This is a genomic window from Flaviramulus sp. BrNp1-15, from assembly GCF_022259695.1.
Taxonomy (GTDB): Bacteria; Bacteroidota; Bacteroidia; order Flavobacteriales; family Flavobacteriaceae; genus BrNp1-15.
This window is the reverse complement of record NZ_CP092099.1, coordinates 2,822,593-2,842,690: the sequence shown is the minus strand read 5'-3', so window position 1 is coordinate 2,842,690 and position 20,098 is coordinate 2,822,593. Positions and strand designations below refer to the sequence as shown.

The following is a 20,098-nucleotide window of genomic DNA, read 5'->3' as shown; positions in this document are numbered from 1 at the left end:
AAAAGCTAACAGAATTAAGTTAATTGCAATTAGTAAAGTGAGGATTAATAGTATTTTCATGTTTAGTTTAATTAATAAGCTATTTATAAGATACATTACCTTTAAAAAGGTTGCGTCATATTAAGCAGTTTATTACTATAACAAGCGAATTAGTTTTTTTCCTAGTCTAAGAGTCAGAAAAACAAAGCTTACTTAAAGCAAAAATTTAATGGCAGAAATAAGCAAAATAAAACCAATAAAAGCAACTAATATCCAAATACTACCTGAATAGAACTTTTTATGTAGTTTCAAATCTTTTCGGTATGTATATGCTATGATTATAGCGAAGACAATAAAAAATAAAACACCAAAAATGATTTGACCTTTACTAAACATATATTTATTTTTATGCAAATTTAACGAAAACAAAGTAGATGAAAAACAAAATAGAAGCAGTAAAAGCATTTCATACCGCATTTAAAATTGGTTATAGAGAAACACCTAAAGCAAATTTAGGTTTAGAAAAAAATATGTTACGTTATAAGTTGATGCGAGAAGAAAACGAAGAGTATCTAGAAGCTGCCAATGATAATGATTTAGTTGAGGTTGCTGATGCTTTGGGAGATATGCTTTATATTTTATGCGGAACTATTATCGAGCATGGTATGCAACATAAAATAGAAGAAGTTTTTAATGAAATACAACGCAGTAATATGAGTAAATTAGGTGAAGATGGACAACCTATTTATCGTGAAGATGGTAAAGTGCTAAAAGGACCAAATTACTTTAAACCCAATATTCAATCTATTTTAGATAAATAAATTATAATCAAATAAAAAAGCAGCTCAATGAGCTGCTTTTTTTATTACTTAACTTCATAACGCCAACCAAAAGGGTCTTCTGCTTTATTAGTTTGTATATCTGTAATGCGCTTTTTTAAATAGCTTGCATAAGTGTCGTCTAATTTTGGTAATTCAAAATCTTCATCTTTAAAACCAAAACCTGCAATAGGAGAAATTACAGCTGCTGTTCCTGCACCAAACATTTCTTTAAGTGTTCCTTGTTTTGCAGCTTCAACAACTTCACTAACTTTAAGTTTTCTTACTTCAACATTTATACCTTCAGCTTTAGCTAATTCTATAATGCTTTTACGCGTAATACCATCTAAAATACGATCGCTGGTTGGTGCTGTAATTAACGTATCATTGATGCGGACAAAAATATTCATTGCTCCAGCTTCTTCAATGTATTCGTGTGTATTATCGTCTGTCCAAATAACTTGTTGGTAGCCTTTTTCTATAGCTAATTGTGTTGGATAAAATTGTCCAGCATAGTTACCACCAGCTTTAGCATAACCAACACCTCCATTTGCAGAACGCGAGTATTTTTCTTCAATTAAAACTCTTACTTCGCCAGCAAAATAAGCTCCAGAAGGCGCAGTTGCAATAATGAATTTATATTCATCGGCAGGAGAAGCATGAAACCCGTTACCAGATGCAAAAACAAATGGTCTTATGTATAACGAGCTTCCATCTTTTTTAGGAATCCAATCTTTGTCAACTTCTAATAACGCCTTTAATCCATCCATAAAATAATTTTCTGGTAATTCTGGAATGGCTAAACGTTTTGATGAAATATTTAAACGCTTAAAATTATCTAAAGGGCGAAATAACCAGACATTCTCATCAGTATCTTTATAAGCTTTCATACCTTCAAAAACCGATTGTCCATAATGGAAAATCTTAGAAGAAGGATCTAAACTAATTGGTCCATAAGGGACTACTTTAGGTGCTTGCCATTTACCATTTTTAAAATTACATTCTAACATATGATCAGAAAAAATATGTCCGAATTTTAAATTGTCAAAATCTACATCATTAATTTTAGTAGTTTTGGCTTTTATAATCTCTATGTCATTGATTATAGCATTCATAAGTCTCGTTATTTAATAAGACAAATTTAAAGAAAAACGTTTTTAAAAAAGCGGTATATTTACATAAATCGTTTAAAATTGAAATATTAGTATTATGAAGTCATTTAGTTTGTTAATTATCTGTGTTTTAGTGTTAAATTCTTGCAAAAACAAAAGTGAAGAAACTCCAAAAGCAATCGATAAAGTAGAAGAGGTAACTTATGCTTCTTTTGGAAATGAAATTATTGCAGATGATGCCATTGCTGCTTCATCTATGGCAAATCATTATAAAACTATGAAAGTAGGTGATAGCATTAACTCTAAGATAATAGCTAAAGTTAATAGTGTTTGTCAAGCAAAAGGATGTTGGATGACTCTAGATCTTGAAGATGGTAATGAAGTTATGGTGAAGTTTAAAGATTACGGTTTTTTTGTACCTAAAAATATAGCAGGAGATGAAGTTATTATAAACGGAAAAGCCTATGTGTCTGAAGTTTCTGTTGATGAGCAACGTCATTATGCAGAGGACGCTGGAAAAACTCCTGAAGAAATTGCACAAATAACAGAGGTAAAAAGAACATACTCATTTCTTGCAGATGGTGTGTTAGTTAAAGAACAATAGTTATGAAACATATATTTGGTTTATGTGTTTTGTTGTTGGTTTTTAGTTGTAAGAATATAGAGAAAGATACAGTTGAAATAAAAGAAAAGAAAGAATACATAATGTATGAACCTTCTGAAATGACTGTGCTTATGAACCAAATGTATGCACTAAATCAAAAAATTAAAAAAGATATCTTAGCAGGTAACGTACCAGAAAATTTTCCTGAAGCGGTTTTGAAAATACATACTGCAGAACTTTCAGAATTTAAAACTAGAGACGAGGACTTTAAGAATTTCTCCAATCTTTTTATTGAAACTGAAAAAGAAATTTTTAATTCTTCGTCTGATGTTCCTTTAGAAGATAGGTATAACAACATGGTTAACTTGTGTATTTCTTGTCATCAAAAAGAATGCACAGGACCAATACCGCGAATAAAAAAGCTTTTAATACAATAACTATTGAAACGAAGCATAATCACAACTTCAGATGGTTCAAAAACTATTCAAATAGAAGAATGGAATGAGCAGTATCATTCTAAACATGGTGCTATACAGGAAGCCAATCATGTTTTTATAAAACATGGGTTGCATCACTTTAATTCAACTTTACAAACTGATATATATGTCACTTCGAGCGCAGTCGAGAAGTCTCATAAAGAAAAACCAAGAGAACAACCTATTTCCATTCTAGAAATTGGTTTTGGAACGGGTTTGAACGCATTTATTACGTTGTTAGAAGCCGAAAAACTAAATATAAATATTGATTATGTTGGAGTAGAAGGCTACCCTGTTTTAATGGATGAAATCAATCAACTTAATTATGTGGAGAAGTTGAACTCTTCTGAAAAAACCTCACTGTTTAAAAAACTACATGAAGTTTCTTGGGATGAGTCTCATGAATTAACTTCTAATTTTAAACTTACAAAACAGCAAAAAATGTTTCATGATATTAATGAAACAAACAAATATAATATTATCTATTTTGATGCTTTTGGAGCACGAGTTCAACCCGAATTATGGACAGAAACCATCTTCGATAAAATGTTTAAAGCTCTAAAAACTAATGGTGTTTTGGTTACTTATTCTGCAAAAGGTAGTGTACGTCGTGCTATGCAAACCGTAGGTTTTAAAGTTGAAAAACTTCCTGGGCCTCCAGGAAAAAGAGAAATGCTGAGAGCAACGAAGCATTAAGTTCTGGTTACATCAAATTGTCAATTATTTTTGTTAAACCTTCTATAAATGTTTAGTAAACCATACGTGTATTTTGTAATTTTATAAAAAAAGAAAATGCGAGTTTTAATAACAGGAGCGACAGGGTTAATAGGTGCAGAAATAGTAAAACTTTGTCATAAAAAAGCAATAAAAGTTAACTACTTAACAACGAGTAAAGCTAAAATTGAAAAAAGAGAAAATTATAAAGGTTTTTATTGGAATCCAAAGTCCGGAGATCTAGATGTAGATTGTTTTAAAGATGTTGATGCTATAATACATTTAGCTGGAGCAACGGTTTCTAAACGATGGACTCCAGAATATAAAAAAGAGATTTTAAATAGCCGAAAAGAAACTACTCAGCTACTCGTTAATGCATTAAAGGGTGAAACGCATACCATAAAGCAAGTTGTTTCTGCAAGTGCAATAGGTGTATATCCAGATTCTTTAATTAATTATTACGAAGAAGGTTTTAAAACAAAAGATGAAAATTCGTTTTTAACTCAAGTAGTACACGTTTGGGAAAACGAGTTAGATGCTTTTAAGAGTTTAAATATAAACGTTTCTAAAATTAGAATTGGTTTAGTTTTATCTAAAAAAGGAGGAGCATTACTGGAAATGGTAAAACCCATTAAATTTGGAGTTGGTGCAGCTTTTGGTAATGGAAAACAATGGCAATCCTGGATTCATATTAAGGATTTAGCGAACCTGTTTTTATATGTTTTAGAGCATAATTTAAGCGGCGTTTATAATGGGGTAGCTCCAAACCCTGTTACCAATCAAGAATTAACTAAAACCATAGCACGTGTTTTAAACAGGCCTTTGTTATTACCCAATATACCTAAGTTTTTTATGAAACTGGTTTTAGGAGAAATGCATGCCTTGTTATTTGAAAGCCAACGTGTAAGTTGTAAAAAAATAGAAGATAAAGGGTTTAACTTTAACTACAATTATTTAGAACCTGCTTTAAAGGATTTATTGATATAATTTTTGAAGTTCGTTTAACGGTTTTGTGTATGATTTCGTTGCGTGTTTCAGCAACTAAATTAGCAAATACAAACCGAATAGAAAATCCGAGAGGATTTTCGTAAGTAGGCGAGTACTAGCAATTAATTTTATACGTTGTTGTGCTTTCGTTATTTTTCTATTTCTTGTTCAAGTAATTTTAAAATTTCTGTAGCTCTAATTTTATAGTTTTTCAAAGTCCCTATAAATATATGTTTAGTATAAATATTAAATCGACTTAGCTCTTTGCGATAAATTTCACTTTCAAAAAGAAAAATTAAAAGTTCTTTATTATATTTCCTTTCATACCAATCTGAAAACCAAGAATGTTTTTGATAATTTTTTATGTTTTCAAATATTATATTTTGAATATCTTGATACTGATTGTCAATACGAGGAATTATTTGGGAATAAAAATCATTTATGTAATCTGCAAGTGAATCTTTTTTTATCTCAGTTAAAGAATTTGTCTCTTTTAGTAAATTATAGCCTTTGATAATTGGTTTGAAATTGTATGAGTATGTTGTTTCTGGTCGACATATAGAACAATCTTTATAATTCATTGAAGTTATTGTATCATAAAAAGAAAGTTTTATTTTTTTGTCTAAAATGTCCTGAATTATTTTATCTTTTTCATCATACTTAACAATAACCCTTTCTATTCTTGCTGTATCAACTTTAAGGTCAGTTTGTATTTGTTTGTAAATTTCTTTTAAATTCTTATCCGCCTTATATTCACTATTCCAATTATTAATCTGAAGAGCTAGTAGGATTCCTATAACAACAAGAATAATTTCTCCGATAGCATATTTTAAATACTTTCCAGTTTTGTTTTCTTTCATATAGTCGTGGCGTATTGTTCTAAAGAATTTTATCATATTCAATTTCCCGAAAAAGCGGGAATCTTATTGGTTGGTCATAATGAAGCACAATGCGATGATATGACGTCGTTCTTTAATGACTTATATCAATCGTTAAACGAAGTTAGTTGAATTTTTTTACAAAGTCAAGCTTTATGTTTTTTGAAATCTTTATTGCCTGTTTCATAAACAACCTAAAAAAAAGCTACCAAATTGGTAGCTTTTAATAATTTTCATAAAATTATTACGCTAAAGGCGCATAATCTCTAGCTTCATGTTGTATGGTTATCCATTGTACGGTTGTAAATTCTTCTAAAACAAACTCACCATTAAATCGCCCCATACCAGAGCCCTTTTCACCACCAAATGGTGCGTTAGCATCATCATTTACTGTTTGGTCATTGATGTGTACCATACCAGTTTCAATATTGTGTGCCATAGCTAAAGCTTCTTCGGTATTTTTACTAAATATTGCTCCACTTAAACCAAACTCCAGAGAATTTGCAATTTCAATAGCTTCTTCATCATTTTTAAATTTAATTAAAGGCGCTATTGGACCAAATGTTTCTTCATTTGCAATAACCATATCATTGGTAACATTAGTAAGTACTGTAGGTTCAATAATATTATTATCTTGTTTACCTCCCAATTCTAATTTAGCACCATTGGCTAAACTTTTTTGAAGGTTTTCCATGATTCTATCAATTTCTTTATTATCTATAATAGGGCCTATTATCACTTTTTCATCAGTAGTTGGGTTACCTACTTTAAGTGCTTTTACTTTTTTAATAAATGTATTTTTGAATTCCTCAAATATCTTTTCATGTACTAGTATTCTATTAATAGCCATACATATTTGACCCTGGTGATAGAATTTACCAAATACTGCTGCTTCTGCTGCCTTTTCAATATTTGCATCTTCTCTAACAATAAATACATTGTTTCCACCTAACTCTAGAGATACTTTTTTTAAAGCTTCACCTGCTATTTTACCAATGTTTTTACCCACTGGTGTTGAGCCCGTAAATGAAATTAATTTAGAAATGGGGTGTTTAACAAAATAGTCTCCTATATCACTTCCTTTACCTGCGGTAACATTAAACACACCTTTTGGTATTCCAGCCTCTTCAAAAATTTTGGCTATGAGTGTAGCACCACTAACTGGAGTTGATGAAGCAGGTTTAACTACTATAGTATTTCCCAAAGCTAATGCAGGTGCTATAGATCGCATTGATAAGTGAAATGGAAAATTCCATGGTGTGATTATACCTAAAACACCTAGTGACTTTCTGTAAGCTCTACTTTCTTTTCCTGGAATTGGTGACGGATAAATACGACCTTCCATTCTATTTGGCATTGATGCCGCTTCATGCATCATAAGAGTTGCTGCCATAATTTCGGTTTCTGCCTTTACTCTGGCACTACCACTTTCTTTAACAATCCAATCGGCAATTTCATCTTTTCTTTTGTCTATAATATTAATGGCATTAAGAATTATACCTCTTCGTTCCTGTGGTAAGGTTTTAGACCATGATTTAAAAGCTTTTTTTGCAGCTTTATGTGCATTATCAACATCTTTTTTTGTTGCGCTTTTAAATATGGTTATTTCTTCATCATTATACGGGTTAACATCAATAAGGTCTTCACCTTGTCCATTTATCCATTCCCCGTTAATAAATTGCTTATTTAAATTTTTGTAAAATTTCATATGTATTGTGTATTAGTTAATAATTTTATCATAAATAATATATATTAAAAAATACAAATACGATAATTTTTTCTTATAATAGTTTGTTAATATTTGTTAAGGAATGTTAATCTGTTTTGATATGATACATAACTAAATTACTGAGGAAATATAATTTGTTTCTTTATGCTCTTCTAATATCTAAAATGTTAGGAATATCGTTTAACTCTAAGACTTCACTGTTGTTTGCAGCAGAATCATATATTTTTTCAATAATATAATTATCACGTAATCCCATTTCACCAGGAACTATGGATTCTGTATTATTTAAAATATTTAATGCAAAAGCATCCATTTGTGACGCTTGCTGATTTACTGGTTTTATATTCATATTACCATCTGGTGTAGAACCTTTAATACCACCATAATAAAATGCATTTTCTAGTTTTACTTCGCCTTTTTCTGTAATATGTTTTAATTCGGCAAAAATTGGTGTTTCGTAACTGGTTTTGCAATATGATTTTCCAGAAGGGAAAGTTAATTCCCATTCTAAGCTACCTTCTATATCTTTAAAAAATTCAGTGTCTTTAGTTGTGTTTTTTGCCCAAAGCGAGGTTGGTAATTCACCAAAAGAGTAAATAGAACCTTGAATTGCATAAATACCTAAGTCCATTAAAGGGCCACCACCAGCCAAGGCTTTTTGTGTACGCCAACTATCAGGGTTCTTTAATAAAAATGAAAACTCAGATTCTACATTCATATTACCATAAACCTTGTTTTGACCAATTCGCATAACTTCATCATGAAAAGGATCGAAATGTAAACGATAACCAATGGATAACATTTTCTTAGCTTCTTTACAAGCGGCTATCATATTTTCACATTCTTCAACCGAAACAGCCATAGGCTTTTCGCAAATTACATGCTTACCTGCTTTTGCTGCTCTAATAGTGAATTCTGCATGCATGCTATTTGGTAAAACGACATATACAATATCTATATCATCATTAGCTGCTATAGAATCAAAATTATCGTAGTTATAAATATTTTCTTTTTTAATGTTGTATTTGTTGACCCAAATAGATTCTTTTTCTTTAGTTCCTGTTACTATACCAGCTAAATAACAGTGCTCTGTCTCCAGTAGAGCAGGAGCTAACTGTCCTCCGGCATAACCGCCTAAACCAACTAAGGCTATTCCTAATTTTTTATTCTTAGGTTCTAAATTACAACCATAAAGTAATGGTGATTGTGAAGCCAAATAAATGCCTCCAGTAGACTGAATTAATTTTTTAATAAACGGTCTTCTTTTCATAATCAGTAAGTTAGAGTAAAAAAATAGTTGTTCTAAATTACTTCTTTTATGTTATAAAATCAAAAAACCACTCCTATTGAAGTGGTTTTTAACAAAAAAATAAGATTTGTTAGTTTTAAGACTTAGTTGCCTTAAGTGTAACTTTTAATTCAATATCATCGTTAATAAACTTATCGCCTAAATTATCGAAAAACGATTTCGATCCATATTTTACGTTCCATTTAGAACGGTCTATAGTAAAGGTTTCGCTAACTAAAGAAATAGCATCACCATCTTGAGTTACAGACACAGGGAAAGTAACATTGTTTTTGGCATCTTTAAGAGCTAAATTTCCAGAAAGCATCATTTTACCATCAACTTCTTCTACTCCAGTAATTTCGAAAGCTGCACTTGGGTGTTTTTCAACATCAAAAAAGTCAGCACCTTTTAAATGTCCTGCCAATTTTCCATTATTTTCATCATCTGCAGGAATGTCTTTAACTTCAAGAGAAGACATGTCAATTAAAAAAGTACCACCAGAAATTTTTCCATCAGTAGTGTTTAATATACCGCTTTCAATGTTAATGATTCCATTATGCGATCCTGTAGGTTTAAAACCTTTCCACTCAATTGTGGAGGCTTCTAAATCTGCAACAAATTTTGCTTCAGGTGTCACTTCAACAACTTCTTCAGCTGCTGTGGTAGTAGCTTCTTTAGCTTTATCTTTACATCCAATTACAGATGTTGTAATAGCTGTAATAAGTAAAATGGTAAATAAGTTCTTCTTCATTTTTAAATGTGTTTTTAGTTTGAGGCGTAAAATTACATAATTTGTTTGAATAAATAAAAAAAAGATTAAACAAAAATATTTAAAACAATAAACTAAACGTATGTTTATTATTTATGCTTTATCTCGGCTATTATTGATAATGTAAAACTATTTGGTTGTAATTATTATAACACCATTAGCTCCTCTAGAGCCATAGGCTGCTGTTGCAGCACCACCTTTTAATACATCGATAGACTTTATATCTCTAGGGTTTAAGTTTTTAAGCGAACCAGAATATGGTGAACTGTTTAAGATTATAAGAGGATCATTACTAGAGTTTAGACTTCTATCCCCCCTTATTCTTATTCTTAAATCGTTACCTTCATCAGTAACGCTAACCCCCGGAACCGTAGTTAATAATGTGGCAAAATCTAAATATTGTTCTTTTTCTATGAGTTTTTCATCTACAGTACTTGTAGCTATGGTGCTTTCAGACTTGTTTATTTTGCCATAGCCTGTATTTATTTGTTGTTGTTTACTAACTATCAAGTCATATTTTAGTGCCACATTAATGTTTTTTTTCTTTTTAACTGATTTTGTCTTCTTTTTAAAAAAATCTTTAGAAAAAATTAATCTACCATTTGGTGGTACATTTATACTGTAAAACCCTGTTGAGTCCGTATATACTTCTGTTGTATCTCCTTTAACTTTTACAGAAACTCCACTTACGGGTTTATCAAAGTCATTTATAACAGTTCCTTTTACTGTAATATTCTGTGCATTAACACTTAATGTCAATAGCAATAGCGAACAAATTGAAAATATAATTTTCATAATTAACGAATGTTTTTTATTACCTACAAAAATACAACATTAATTAATCAATATATTTAGCTAAAAAAAAACAATGACATTATGGCATTTTAATAATAATGGCAGTACTTTTGCCAACTAATTTTAGTATTGCAAAACATTTAAATTGAGCGATGAGTAAAAAGAGTAAAAAAGATATAGAAAAGGAAGAAGTAGAAACTTCTGAAACTCAAACCGCAGAGGTTGAAGAGCAAGTGGTTGAAGAAAAAACTGTAGAAGAAAAATTACAGGAAGAACTAAAACAAGAAAAAGAAAAGTTTTTAAGATTATTTGCAGAGTTTGAAAATTATAAAAAAAGAACGTCTAGAGAGCGTATCGAATTATTTTCAACAGCAAGTGAAGATGTTATGAAAACCTTGTTACCAGTTCTTGATGATTTTGAGCGCGCACTAAGCCACATTGAAGAAGACAAAGAAGCTGAAGAACTTAGAAAAGGTGTGTTATTAATCTATCAAAAATTAATAAATACACTTGAGCAAAAAGGACTCAAAGCTATTAAAGTTGAAAAAGGTGACACCTTTAATGCTGATGATCATGAAGCAATTACTCAAATTCCTGCACCTTCAGACGATCTAAAAGGAAAAATTATTGATGTAATTGAAAAGGGTTACAAATTAGGCGAAAAAGTAATTCGATTCCCTAAAGTTGTTATTGGGCAATAAACCAGAAGTATGGCAAAAAGAGATTATTACGAAATATTAGGAGTTAGTAAAGGTGCATCTGCAGCCGAAATTAAAAAAGCTTACCGTAAAAAAGCAATTGAATTTCACCCAGATAAAAATCCAGATGATAAAACAGCCGAAGCTAAGTTTAAAGAAGCAGCCGAAGCTTATGAGGTTTTAAGTGATGCCGATAAAAAAGCACGTTATGATCAGTTTGGTCATCAAGCCTTTGAAGGTGGCGGTGGCTTTGGTGGCGGCGGTATGAATATGGATGACATATTCAGTCAGTTTGGTGATATTTTTGGAGGTGGTTTTGGTGGCGGATTCTCTGGCTTTGGCGGCGGCGGCGGTCAACGTCGAGTTAAAGGAAGTAATCTTCGAATTCGCGTAAAACTTACTTTAGAAGAAATTGCTAACGGTATAGAGAAAAAAATAAAAGTAAAACGTAAAGTTCAAGCACCAGGTACAACTTATAAAACATGTTCTACATGTAATGGTAGTGGGCAAGTAACACGTATCGCAAATACTATTTTAGGTAGAATGCAAACATCTGCGCCTTGTAATGTGTGTGGTGGAGCAGGACAAACTCTAGATAAAAAACCTAGCGATGCAGATTCTCAAGGTTTAAAAGTTGCAGAAGAAACCGTTTCTATTAAAATACCAGCAGGTGTAGTAGACGGTATGCAGTTAAAAGTATCTGGTAAAGGTAATGAAGCCCCAGGTAATGGTATTTCTGGAGATTTAATAGTTGTTATAGAAGAAGAACAACATGAAAAATTACAGCGCGAAGGCGATAATTTACATTACGATTTATATGTAAGTTATCCAGATGCTGTTTTAGGAACTTCAAAAGAAATTGATACAGTAACTGGTAAAGTGCGTATTAAAGTTGAAGCAGGTGTACAGTCTGGTAAAATTTTACGCTTACGCGGAAAAGGAATACCAAGTATAAATGGTTATGGTAAGGGTGATTTATTAGTTCATGTGAATGTATGGACACCTAAAACATTGAACAAACAACAAAAAGAATTTTTTGAATCGATGCAAAATGATGAACATTTTATGCCAAAACCAGAAAGTTCTGATAAATCTTTTTTTGAAAAAGTAAAAGATATGTTTTCTTAAAAAGAGTCAATCAATAAACAAAAAAAACGCTTTTTAACGGCGTTTTTTTTGTTTAAAAGCTAAATATATCTAATAGTTTTGCTATCAGTATTGAAAAAAAAACTATCTTTGAATATCACTAATTAATTTTAGTGATAATTTTTCTTTTTCATAGCAATTTTTTTCCCATCCTTAATTTTATTAAGGGTGGGTTTTGTTTTTTAAGGTATTATTATTTAAAATTAATAACCACTTATTTTTTCTATCGTATTATTATTTATGGTTAAAGCGTTAAACTTCTCACATAACATTTAATATATTTACCAACTACAAGTTAATATAAAAAACACTAATGAATAACTTACTTGAGGTTAATAAGGTTTCTAAAAACTTTGGAAATTTTAAAGCACTTAATAATGTATCGATTACGGTCCCAAAAGGAAGTATATTTGGATTACTAGGACCAAATGGCGCAGGAAAAACAACATTAATACGCGTTATTAACCAAATTACAATGCCAGATACTGGAACTGTTCATTTAGATGGCGAACTACTAAACGATAAACATATTCAGGATATTGGCTACTTACCAGAAGAACGTGGTTTATATAAATCTATGAAAGTTGGCGAACAAGCTTTATACCTTGCACAATTAAAAGGATTGAGTAAAGCAGAAGCTAGAACTCGTTTGAAATATTGGTTCGAGCGTTTAGAAATTGGAGATTGGTGGAATAAGAAAATACAAGAGCTTTCTAAAGGAATGGCTCAAAAAATACAGTTTGTAGTAACGGTTTTACATCAACCTAAACTATTAATTTTTGATGAACCTTTTTCAGGTTTCGACCCCATAAATGCAAATTTGATTAAAGATGAAATTTTACGTTTACGAGAAGAAGGAGCCACTGTTATTTTTTCAACACATAGAATGGAATCTGTTGAAGAACTTTGTGACGATATTGCATTAATACATAAATCGAATAAAATATTAGACGGTAAATTAATAGATGTAAAACGACAATATAAAATTAATACTTACGAGGTTGGTATTAGAGCACATGATAAAGTTAGTTTGCAAAAAGAATTATCAGAGAAGTTTGATGTTTCTGTCGCAAATTTTAAAACTTTAGAAGATGAGTTAAAACTTAATATTAAACTTAATGAAGATAAACCAAATGATTTGTTAAGCTATCTTACAAATATAGGCGAAGTTTCTCATTTTGTAGAATTAATACCAAGCGTAAACGATATATTTATTCAAACCGTAAAGAATAATTAATTTTTATGAATCATTTGCCACTAATAATAAAACGTGAATATTTAACCAAGGTTAAAAATAAATCGTTTATAGTCATGACTATTTTAAGCCCAATTATTATGATTGCGCTTATATCTGTTGTTGCTTATTTATCGCAATTAAATAACGACAAAGTACGAACTATTACTATTTTAGATGAATCTGGTCTTGTTCAAAACACATTTGAAAGTTCAGAGAACACAAAATACAATGTTTTGCAGAATATGTCTTTAGATGATGCTAAAGTTATAACTACAGAAACATCTTCATATGGATTATTATATATAGAAAAGACAAGTGATATTACTGCTATTTCAAACCATATTAAATTCTATTCAAAAGAATCTCCATCACTAACATTAATTTCAAATTTAGAAAGCCAGTTAGAAAAAAAACTAACTAATTTAAACTTACAGCAAAAAGGCGTTGATGTTGATATGATTAATGATTCCAGAATACGAGTAGATATTGCTCAGGAGAGTTTTGAGGGTGAAAAAACATCGAAAATAGATAGTGTTGTTAAATTAATTTTTGGTGGTGCAGCGGGGTATTTACTATTTATGTTCATAATAATTTACGGTAATATGATAATGCGCAGCGTTATAGAGGAAAAAACCAGTAGAATTATTGAGGTTATTATTTCTTCTGTAAAACCTGTACAACTCATGTTAGGTAAAATTATTGGTACATCTTTAGCAGGAATAACACAATTTGTTATTTGGATAATTTTAGGAGGAATTTTAATGACTGTTGTATCATTAGTTTTAGGAATTGATTTAGGTCAAACGCCTCAGCAGGATATGTTACAACAAGCTATGGAAACTCCAGAGGTTAATTCACAAATCCAAAATTTAATTAATGCGTTTCATAATCTACCAATAACTAATTTAATTATTGCATTTATTTTGTTTTTTATAGGTGGTTACTTGCTGTATAGTTCGCTATATGCAGCTATAGGGGCAGCAGTAGATAACGAAACCGATACACAACAATTTTTATTGCCTATTATTATGCCATTAATACTGGCCGTTTATATTGGTATTTTTACAGTTATAGAAGATCCGCATGGTACAGTTTCTACGGTATTTTCATACATTCCATTAACATCGCCAGTAGTTATGCTTATGCGTATACCGTTTGGTGTACCATTATGGGAACAATTAGTTTCTTTATTAATATTAATTGGTACCTTTATGTTTACGGTTTGGTTTGCAGCAAAAATATATAGAGTAGGTATTTTAATGTATGGAAAAAAGCCAAGTTATAAAGAGATTATAAAATGGATTAAATATTAATATGAGTCAAAATTTAGAAAAAATAGAAGAAGCGATTTCAGAAAGTTCTCTGTGGGAGAGTTTTAAGAAGTTTATTAATCTTCATATAGATTTTACCGATAAAATAAGTATTTCTATACTAGACTTATTAGTTATAGCTACTGTAATTTTTATAACCACAATAGTGCTGAGGTTTGCTTTCAGGGTAATAACAAGAAATCTACCTATAGAAGATAAAAGCAAATTCAGTGTAGTTTTTGGGTATTTCAGGTGGCTAATTTATTTAATTATTTTATTAATAACACTTCATTCGGTTGGTGTAAATGTTACTGCAGTTTTTGCAGCATCGGCAGCATTATTAATAGGTATTGGTTTAGCCTTACAAACACTTTTTCAGGATATTATTTCTGGTGTTTTTATCCTAATAGATCAATCTGTTCATGTTGGAGATATAATTGAAATTGATGGTAAAGTGGGACGTGTTGAAGAGATTAAACTAAGAACTACAAGAGCGGTAACTATAGATAATAAGGTGTTAGTAATACCAAATCATTTATACTTAGAAAACAGCTTATTTAACTGGACACAAAATGGTACTATAACAAGAGAGTCTGTTGATGTTGGCGTAGCCTATGGTAGCGATGTACAATTGGTTAAAAAATTATTAATTCAAGCAGCCAGCACACATCCAGATATTTTAAGTGAACCAGAACCTACTGTAGTTTTTACAGATTTTGGAGATAGTTCTTTAAACTTTAAAATTGTTTTTACAATTAATGATAGTTTTAAAGCTGCATTCCCTAAAAGTGATATTCGTTTTGAAATAGATAAATTATTCAGAGAAAATAATATAACGATTCCTTTTCCGCAAAGAGATATTCATATTATTCAAAAACCTAATCAAAATATTCAATTTAAAAACAACTCAGAAAACAGCAAATAATAAATTTAAACTCAAAATTATGACATACAAAAAGCATGGATTAATTTTAATGTTTAGTTTATTTTTTATTAATCATTTTGCTTCTGCGCAACTTACAGATTTAGCAAGATTGGAATATTCTTTTATTCCTAAAAGTAATTCTGATGATCAATATACCAGATTAAGAGCTCTTTTAAATTATCCTATAGAAGTTAAAAATAATGCCTATTTTATAGTAGGAGCGGAGTATAATCGCGTTTTACTCAATTTGGAAGACAACTACCCTTTTGATACTTCTGGTTTAAATAAGATTCATATTATAGATTTTAATATTGGATATACTTTTAAATGGAGTGAGAAATGGCGTTTTGGTGTTAAATTTAATCCAAGAATAGCATCTACATTAACCAAACAATTAATGTCTGATGATTATTTCATTAACGGAGGCGTGTTTTTTATTAATGATAGAACAAAAGAGGAAAGTTTAAAACGCCCCTACCGTTTAATTTTGGGACTAACTTATAATGCAACTACAGGTTTACCGTTTCCTTTACCTTTTGTAAGTTATCATAGAGAGATTAATGAAATATGGAGTTTTAATTTAGGAGTTCCTAAATCAAACATAAAATATACATTCAATGCTAAAAATAATTTACAAGCTTTTGTAGGTTTAGATGGTTATTTGGCTCACTTACAAGAACCTTCAATTGTCAACGGACAAAATGTAGACAATATTTCATTATCTGTTGCTATTGCTGGTCTTGGGTATGAATATTGCTTTACGAAACATTTAGTGGCCTATATGTATACTGGTTATACATTAAGATTAAATAATGTTTTAAGAAACGAAAATAGAGATGAAATCTTTAAATTAGACGATGTAAATGCGTTCTATTTAAGAACAGGACTAAAATTTAAAATATAAAGATGCCTAAAATATTAGTAATAGAAGACGAAGCAGCAATTAGACGTGTACTTGTAAAAATTCTTTCAGAAGAAAATGATACATACCAAGTTGAAGAAGCCGAAGATGGTTTGTTAGGAATTGAAAAAATAAAAAACGACGATTTCGATTTAATACTTTGCGATATAAAAATGCCAAAAATGGATGGTGTTGAGGTATTAGAAGCTGTTAAAAAAATAAAGCCCGAAATACCTATTGTTATGATTTCTGGTCATGGCGATTTAGATACAGCAGTTAACACCATGCGTTTAGGAGCCTTTGATTATATATCCAAGCCACCAGATTTAAATAGGCTTTTAAACACTGTTCGTAATGCCTTAGATAGAAAAGAATTAGTTGTAGAAAACAAAATTTTAAAGAAGAAGGTTAGTAAAAAATATGAAATGATAGGCGAGAGTGATGCCATTTCTCAAATCAAAGATATTATTGATAAAGTAGCGCCAACTGATGCTCGTGTGTTAATTACTGGACCAAACGGAACAGGTAAAGAATTGGTTGCGCATTGGTTGCATGAAAAAAGTGAGCGTGCAAAAGGAGCAATGATAGAGGTTAATTGTGCTGCAATCCCTTCAGAATTAATTGAAAGCGAATTATTCGGTCATGTTAAAGGTGCATTTACAAGTGCTGCAAAAGATAGAGCAGGAAAGTTTGAAGCTGCAAACGGAGGAACTATTTTTTTAGATGAAATAGGAGATATGAGCTTATCTGCGCAAGCTAAGGTGCTTAGAGCTTTGCAAGAAAGTAGAATTCAGCGTGTTGGTAGTGATAAGGATATTAAAGTTGATGTTCGTGTAATAGCGGCAACAAATAAGAATTTAAAGAAGGAGATTGAAGACGGTAAATTTCGTGAAGATTTGTATCACAGGTTAGCAGTAATTTTAATTAAAGTACCAGCTTTAAATGAAAGACGCGATGATATTCCTTTATTAATTGAACATTTTTCTGAAAAGATTGCAACAGAACAAGGCACTGTAAAAAAATCATTTTCTAATAAAGCTATAAAATTGCTTCAGGAATACGATTGGACAGGAAATATTAGAGAACTCCGCAATGTAATAGAACGCTTAATAATTTTAGGCGGTAATGAAGTAAGCGAACAAGATGTTAAGTTATTTGCAAGTAAATAAATTTATAAAGTGTTAAACATTCAATAACATGTTGAAGTGTAGAGTAATGTTGTTTTTTCACAAAAATATTCTACTTATATCTACACTTTTATGTCTTTATTCTTGTTCTAAAAACATTAATATTGTTGATGTTGGAGATGGTTTTAGCAGAAATTCTATCAATACCGTAAAATTCAGGAATCAGGCAATAACTACTCATAAAAAACACCAATTTATATCTTATTATGATGATGAAAGTTTTTTGGTTTTAGCTAAAAGAAAATTAAATACGTCAAAATGGGAAAATCATAAAACACAGTTCAAGGGTAATACAAAAGATGCACATAATAGCATTAGTATTGCTATAGATGGAAATGGGTTTTTACATGTAAGTTGGGATCATCATAACACTAAGCTAAGGTATGCTAAAAGTTTAGAGCCTTTAAGTTTAGAATTAGGAGAAGAATTGGTTATGATTGGTAGTTTGGAAGACAAAGTAACCTATCCAGAGTTTTACAATTTACCTAATGGTAACTTATTATTTTTTTATCGTTCAGGTGAATCAGGTAGAGGTAATTTAGTAGTTAATACGTATAGCTTATCAACAAAAAAGTGGACTCAATTACATGATAATTTAATTGATGGTGAAAATGAACGAAACGCTTACACCCAAACCTTTGTAGATAAAAGAGGAGTTATTCATATATCTTGGGTTTGGAGAGAAACTTGGGATGTTGAAACCAATCACGACTTATGTTATGCGCGTTCAAAAGATGGAGGTTTAACTTGGGAAAAATCTACTGGAGAAAAGTATAGCCTTCCAATTACTTTAAATACTGCAGAGTATGCGTGGAAAATCCCTCAAAAATCAAATTTAATCAACCAAACGTCTATGACAATTGATGATAATGGGAACCCGTTTATTGTTAATTATTGGAATGATGATTTAGAAATACCACAATTTCAATTTGTTTATTTAGATAATGGAGTTTGGAAATTAAAAAATACTGGTTTTAGAGAAAGTAAGTTTTATCTTGGAGGTGGAGGCACTAAAAGTATACCAATATCTAGACCTTCTATCTTTGTTGAAAGTTTAAAAGATGACAGATTGGTTTTTGTTTTATTTAGAGATGAAGAAAGAGAAAATAAAATTTCACTTGCCTATACATCTCTAAGAAATAATTTATGGAAAGTAATTGATTTAACTGAAGAAACCTATGGCAAATGGGAGCCAAATTATGATGTATCGTTGTGGAATTCTAAAAAACAATTACATATATTTCTTCAAAATGTCAACCAAATTGATAGTGAAGGTTCTACCAATTCAAAACCAACAAAAGTAAAAGTTCTAGAAGTAAAAAAAATAAACCAAATAACTAATTAATAAATAATGAAAAGCTTAAATTCTTTTTCCGTACTAATTATATTTTTTTTGTCAGCGTGTTCTCAACCCAAAGACCCTCTTGAAATAAAAATTGATGAAACAATAGATATCGCTAAAAATCAATACAAACATATGATGAGTCGTTTGCCTAATGGTAAATATCCCAAAACATATTATGCAGAAAAGGACGAGTTTGAAACTACAGAATCATGGTGGTGGTGTAGCGGTTTTTATCCTGGTTCTTTAATTTATTTAGATGAATTATCTGAAGAACCAATTTTTAAAAACGAGATAAATAGAGTTTTAGATGACTTAAAAAAAGAACAGTACAACACAACAACTCATGATTTGGGTTTTATGATGTATTGTAGTTATGGTAATACAAATCGTTTAAATCCTAGTGATGAATACAAATCAATTTTAATGAATAGTGCAAAATCTTTGGCATCTAGATTTAACGATACTATTGGATGTATTAAATCATGGGATTCAACAAAGGATGATTATTTAGTTATTATAGATAATATGATGAATTTAGAACTTTTGTTTTGGGCTACAGAGCATAGTAAAGATTCTACATATTATGATATTGCTATTAAGCATGCAAATACTACAATTAAAAACCATTTTAGAGAAGATTACAGTTCATACCATGTTTTAAACTATATGGCAAATGGTGATGTAAAAAGAAAAAGAACAGAACAAGGATTTTCTGATAGTTCTGCATGGGCAAGAGGACAAGCATGGGGACTTTACGGGTATACAGTTACATATAGAAAAACTAAAGACCCAAAGTATTTAGAACAAGCAACTAAAATTGCAAACTTTATATTAAATCATCCTAATTTACCTGAAGATAAAGTTCCGTATTGGGATTTTAATGCGCCTGATATTCCAGATGCTTTGAGAGATTCTTCAGCTGCAGCAATTATTGCTTCAGCTTTACTTGAATTAAAAGATTTAGTAACGGATGAAGCTTTATCTAAGCAATATTTTAATGATTCAACCATAATATTAAATACGCTGTTAACTGATGAGTATATAGCCAAAAATAATACTAATGGTGGCTTTTTGTTAAAACATGGGGTGGGGCATTTGCCTCAAAATTCAGAAGTGGATGTTCCCTTAACTTATGCAGATTATTATTTAATTGAAGCTATGTTACGATATAAAAATTTAAAGTAAATGTCATTTTGCAAA

Annotated in this window: 20 protein-coding genes; 14 read left to right on the top strand and 6 right to left on the bottom strand. The window is 30.5% G+C overall.

Going from position 1 to position 20,098, the window contains the following annotated elements; all coding sequences use genetic code 11:
- The first annotated feature begins 413 nt into the window (after positions 1–413).
- Positions 414–800: a nucleoside triphosphate pyrophosphohydrolase family protein gene (locus MBM09_RS12595; RefSeq protein WP_238674074.1), complete on the top strand. Its 387-nt coding sequence runs from the start codon at positions 414–416 to the stop codon at positions 798–800.
- Between the two features lie 44 nt (positions 801–844).
- On the opposite strand, the gene MBM09_RS12590 is transcribed toward MBM09_RS12595, so the two are convergent.
- The gene (locus MBM09_RS12590) at positions 845–1,912 is read right to left on the bottom strand and encodes a branched-chain amino acid aminotransferase (RefSeq protein WP_238674073.1); all 1,068 of its coding nucleotides are present in this window, start codon (positions 1,910–1,912) and stop codon (positions 845–847) included.
- 94 nt (positions 1,913–2,006) lie between these two features.
- Here MBM09_RS12590 and MBM09_RS12585 point away from each other — a divergent pair, with 94 nt between their 5' ends.
- From MBM09_RS12585 to MBM09_RS12570, 4 genes are all read left to right on the top strand, one after another.
- The gene (locus MBM09_RS12585; protein ID WP_238674072.1) at positions 2,007–2,513 is read left to right on the top strand and encodes a DUF4920 domain-containing protein; all 507 of its coding nucleotides are present in this window, start codon (positions 2,007–2,009) and stop codon (positions 2,511–2,513) included.
- Between the two features lie 2 nt (positions 2,514–2,515).
- Positions 2,516–2,950 carry a hypothetical protein gene (locus tag MBM09_RS12580; RefSeq protein ID WP_238674071.1) on the top strand — a complete coding sequence of 145 codons (435 nt, stop codon included), beginning with the start codon at positions 2,516–2,518 and terminating at the stop codon, positions 2,948–2,950.
- Between the two features lie 3 nt (positions 2,951–2,953).
- Complete coding sequence (mnmD, locus tag MBM09_RS12575) at positions 2,954–3,685, top strand: tRNA (5-methylaminomethyl-2-thiouridine)(34)-methyltransferase MnmD (protein ID WP_238674070.1); 732 nt, start codon at positions 2,954–2,956, stop codon at positions 3,683–3,685.
- A 96-nt stretch (positions 3,686–3,781) separates the two neighbouring features.
- Positions 3,782–4,690, top strand: a complete 909-nt coding sequence (locus tag MBM09_RS12570; protein ID WP_238674069.1) for a TIGR01777 family oxidoreductase — start codon at positions 3,782–3,784, stop codon at positions 4,688–4,690.
- 149 nt (positions 4,691–4,839) lie between these two features.
- On the opposite strand, the gene MBM09_RS12565 is transcribed toward MBM09_RS12570, so the two are convergent.
- The 5 genes from MBM09_RS12565 to MBM09_RS12545 form a co-directional block, all read right to left on the bottom strand.
- Positions 4,840–5,550: a DUF6090 family protein gene (locus tag MBM09_RS12565; protein WP_238674068.1), complete on the bottom strand. Its 711-nt coding sequence runs from the start codon at positions 5,548–5,550 to the stop codon at positions 4,840–4,842.
- A 262-nt stretch (positions 5,551–5,812) separates the two neighbouring features.
- Positions 5,813–7,276, bottom strand: a complete 1,464-nt coding sequence (locus MBM09_RS12560) for an aldehyde dehydrogenase family protein (RefSeq protein ID WP_238674067.1) — start codon at positions 7,274–7,276, stop codon at positions 5,813–5,815.
- A gap of 163 nt (positions 7,277–7,439) precedes the next feature.
- The gene (locus MBM09_RS12555; protein ID WP_238674066.1) at positions 7,440–8,567 is read right to left on the bottom strand and encodes a Gfo/Idh/MocA family protein; all 1,128 of its coding nucleotides are present in this window, start codon (positions 8,565–8,567) and stop codon (positions 7,440–7,442) included.
- A gap of 115 nt (positions 8,568–8,682) precedes the next feature.
- Positions 8,683–9,336 carry a YceI family protein gene (locus tag MBM09_RS12550; protein WP_238674065.1) on the bottom strand — a complete coding sequence of 218 codons (654 nt, stop codon included), beginning with the start codon at positions 9,334–9,336 and terminating at the stop codon, positions 8,683–8,685.
- Positions 9,337–9,483: 147 nt separating this feature from the next.
- The gene (locus MBM09_RS12545; protein ID WP_238674064.1) at positions 9,484–10,149 is read right to left on the bottom strand and encodes a TonB-dependent receptor plug domain-containing protein; all 666 of its coding nucleotides are present in this window, start codon (positions 10,147–10,149) and stop codon (positions 9,484–9,486) included.
- A gap of 152 nt (positions 10,150–10,301) precedes the next feature.
- Here MBM09_RS12545 and MBM09_RS12540 point away from each other — a divergent pair, with 152 nt between their 5' ends.
- The 9 genes from MBM09_RS12540 (at position 10,302) to MBM09_RS12500 (ending at position 20,083) form a co-directional block, all read left to right on the top strand.
- Positions 10,302–10,850 (top strand): nucleotide exchange factor GrpE, encoded by a 549-nt coding sequence (locus MBM09_RS12540; protein WP_238674063.1) that lies wholly within the window; start codon positions 10,302–10,304, stop codon positions 10,848–10,850.
- Between the two features lie 9 nt (positions 10,851–10,859).
- Entirely contained in the window at positions 10,860–11,975 is a 1,116-nt protein-coding gene (gene dnaJ / locus MBM09_RS12535) for a molecular chaperone DnaJ (RefSeq protein ID WP_238674062.1), read from the top strand.
- A 331-nt stretch (positions 11,976–12,306) separates the two neighbouring features.
- Positions 12,307–13,230, top strand: a complete 924-nt coding sequence (locus tag MBM09_RS12530; protein ID WP_238674061.1) for an ABC transporter ATP-binding protein — start codon at positions 12,307–12,309, stop codon at positions 13,228–13,230.
- A 5-nt stretch (positions 13,231–13,235) separates the two neighbouring features.
- Complete coding sequence (locus MBM09_RS12525) at positions 13,236–14,543, top strand: ABC transporter permease (RefSeq protein WP_238674060.1); 1,308 nt, start codon at positions 13,236–13,238, stop codon at positions 14,541–14,543.
- Position 14,544: 1 nt separating this feature from the next.
- A complete protein-coding gene (locus tag MBM09_RS12520) occupies positions 14,545–15,465 on the top strand; it encodes a mechanosensitive ion channel family protein (RefSeq protein ID WP_238674059.1) in 921 nt (306 codons plus the stop codon).
- Between the two features lie 19 nt (positions 15,466–15,484).
- Positions 15,485–16,369 (top strand): DUF6268 family outer membrane beta-barrel protein, encoded by an 885-nt coding sequence (locus tag MBM09_RS12515; protein ID WP_238674058.1) that lies wholly within the window; start codon positions 15,485–15,487, stop codon positions 16,367–16,369.
- Positions 16,370–16,371: 2 nt separating this feature from the next.
- Positions 16,372–17,535: a sigma-54 dependent transcriptional regulator gene (locus MBM09_RS12510; protein WP_238674057.1), complete on the top strand. Its 1,164-nt coding sequence runs from the start codon at positions 16,372–16,374 to the stop codon at positions 17,533–17,535.
- Positions 17,536–17,563: 28 nt separating this feature from the next.
- Positions 17,564–18,898: a BNR repeat-containing protein gene (locus tag MBM09_RS12505; RefSeq protein WP_238674056.1), complete on the top strand. Its 1,335-nt coding sequence runs from the start codon at positions 17,564–17,566 to the stop codon at positions 18,896–18,898.
- A gap of 48 nt (positions 18,899–18,946) precedes the next feature.
- Complete coding sequence (locus MBM09_RS12500; protein ID WP_370569681.1) at positions 18,947–20,083, top strand: glycoside hydrolase; 1,137 nt, start codon at positions 18,947–18,949, stop codon at positions 20,081–20,083.
- The last annotated feature ends 15 nt before the right edge of the window (positions 20,084–20,098 follow it).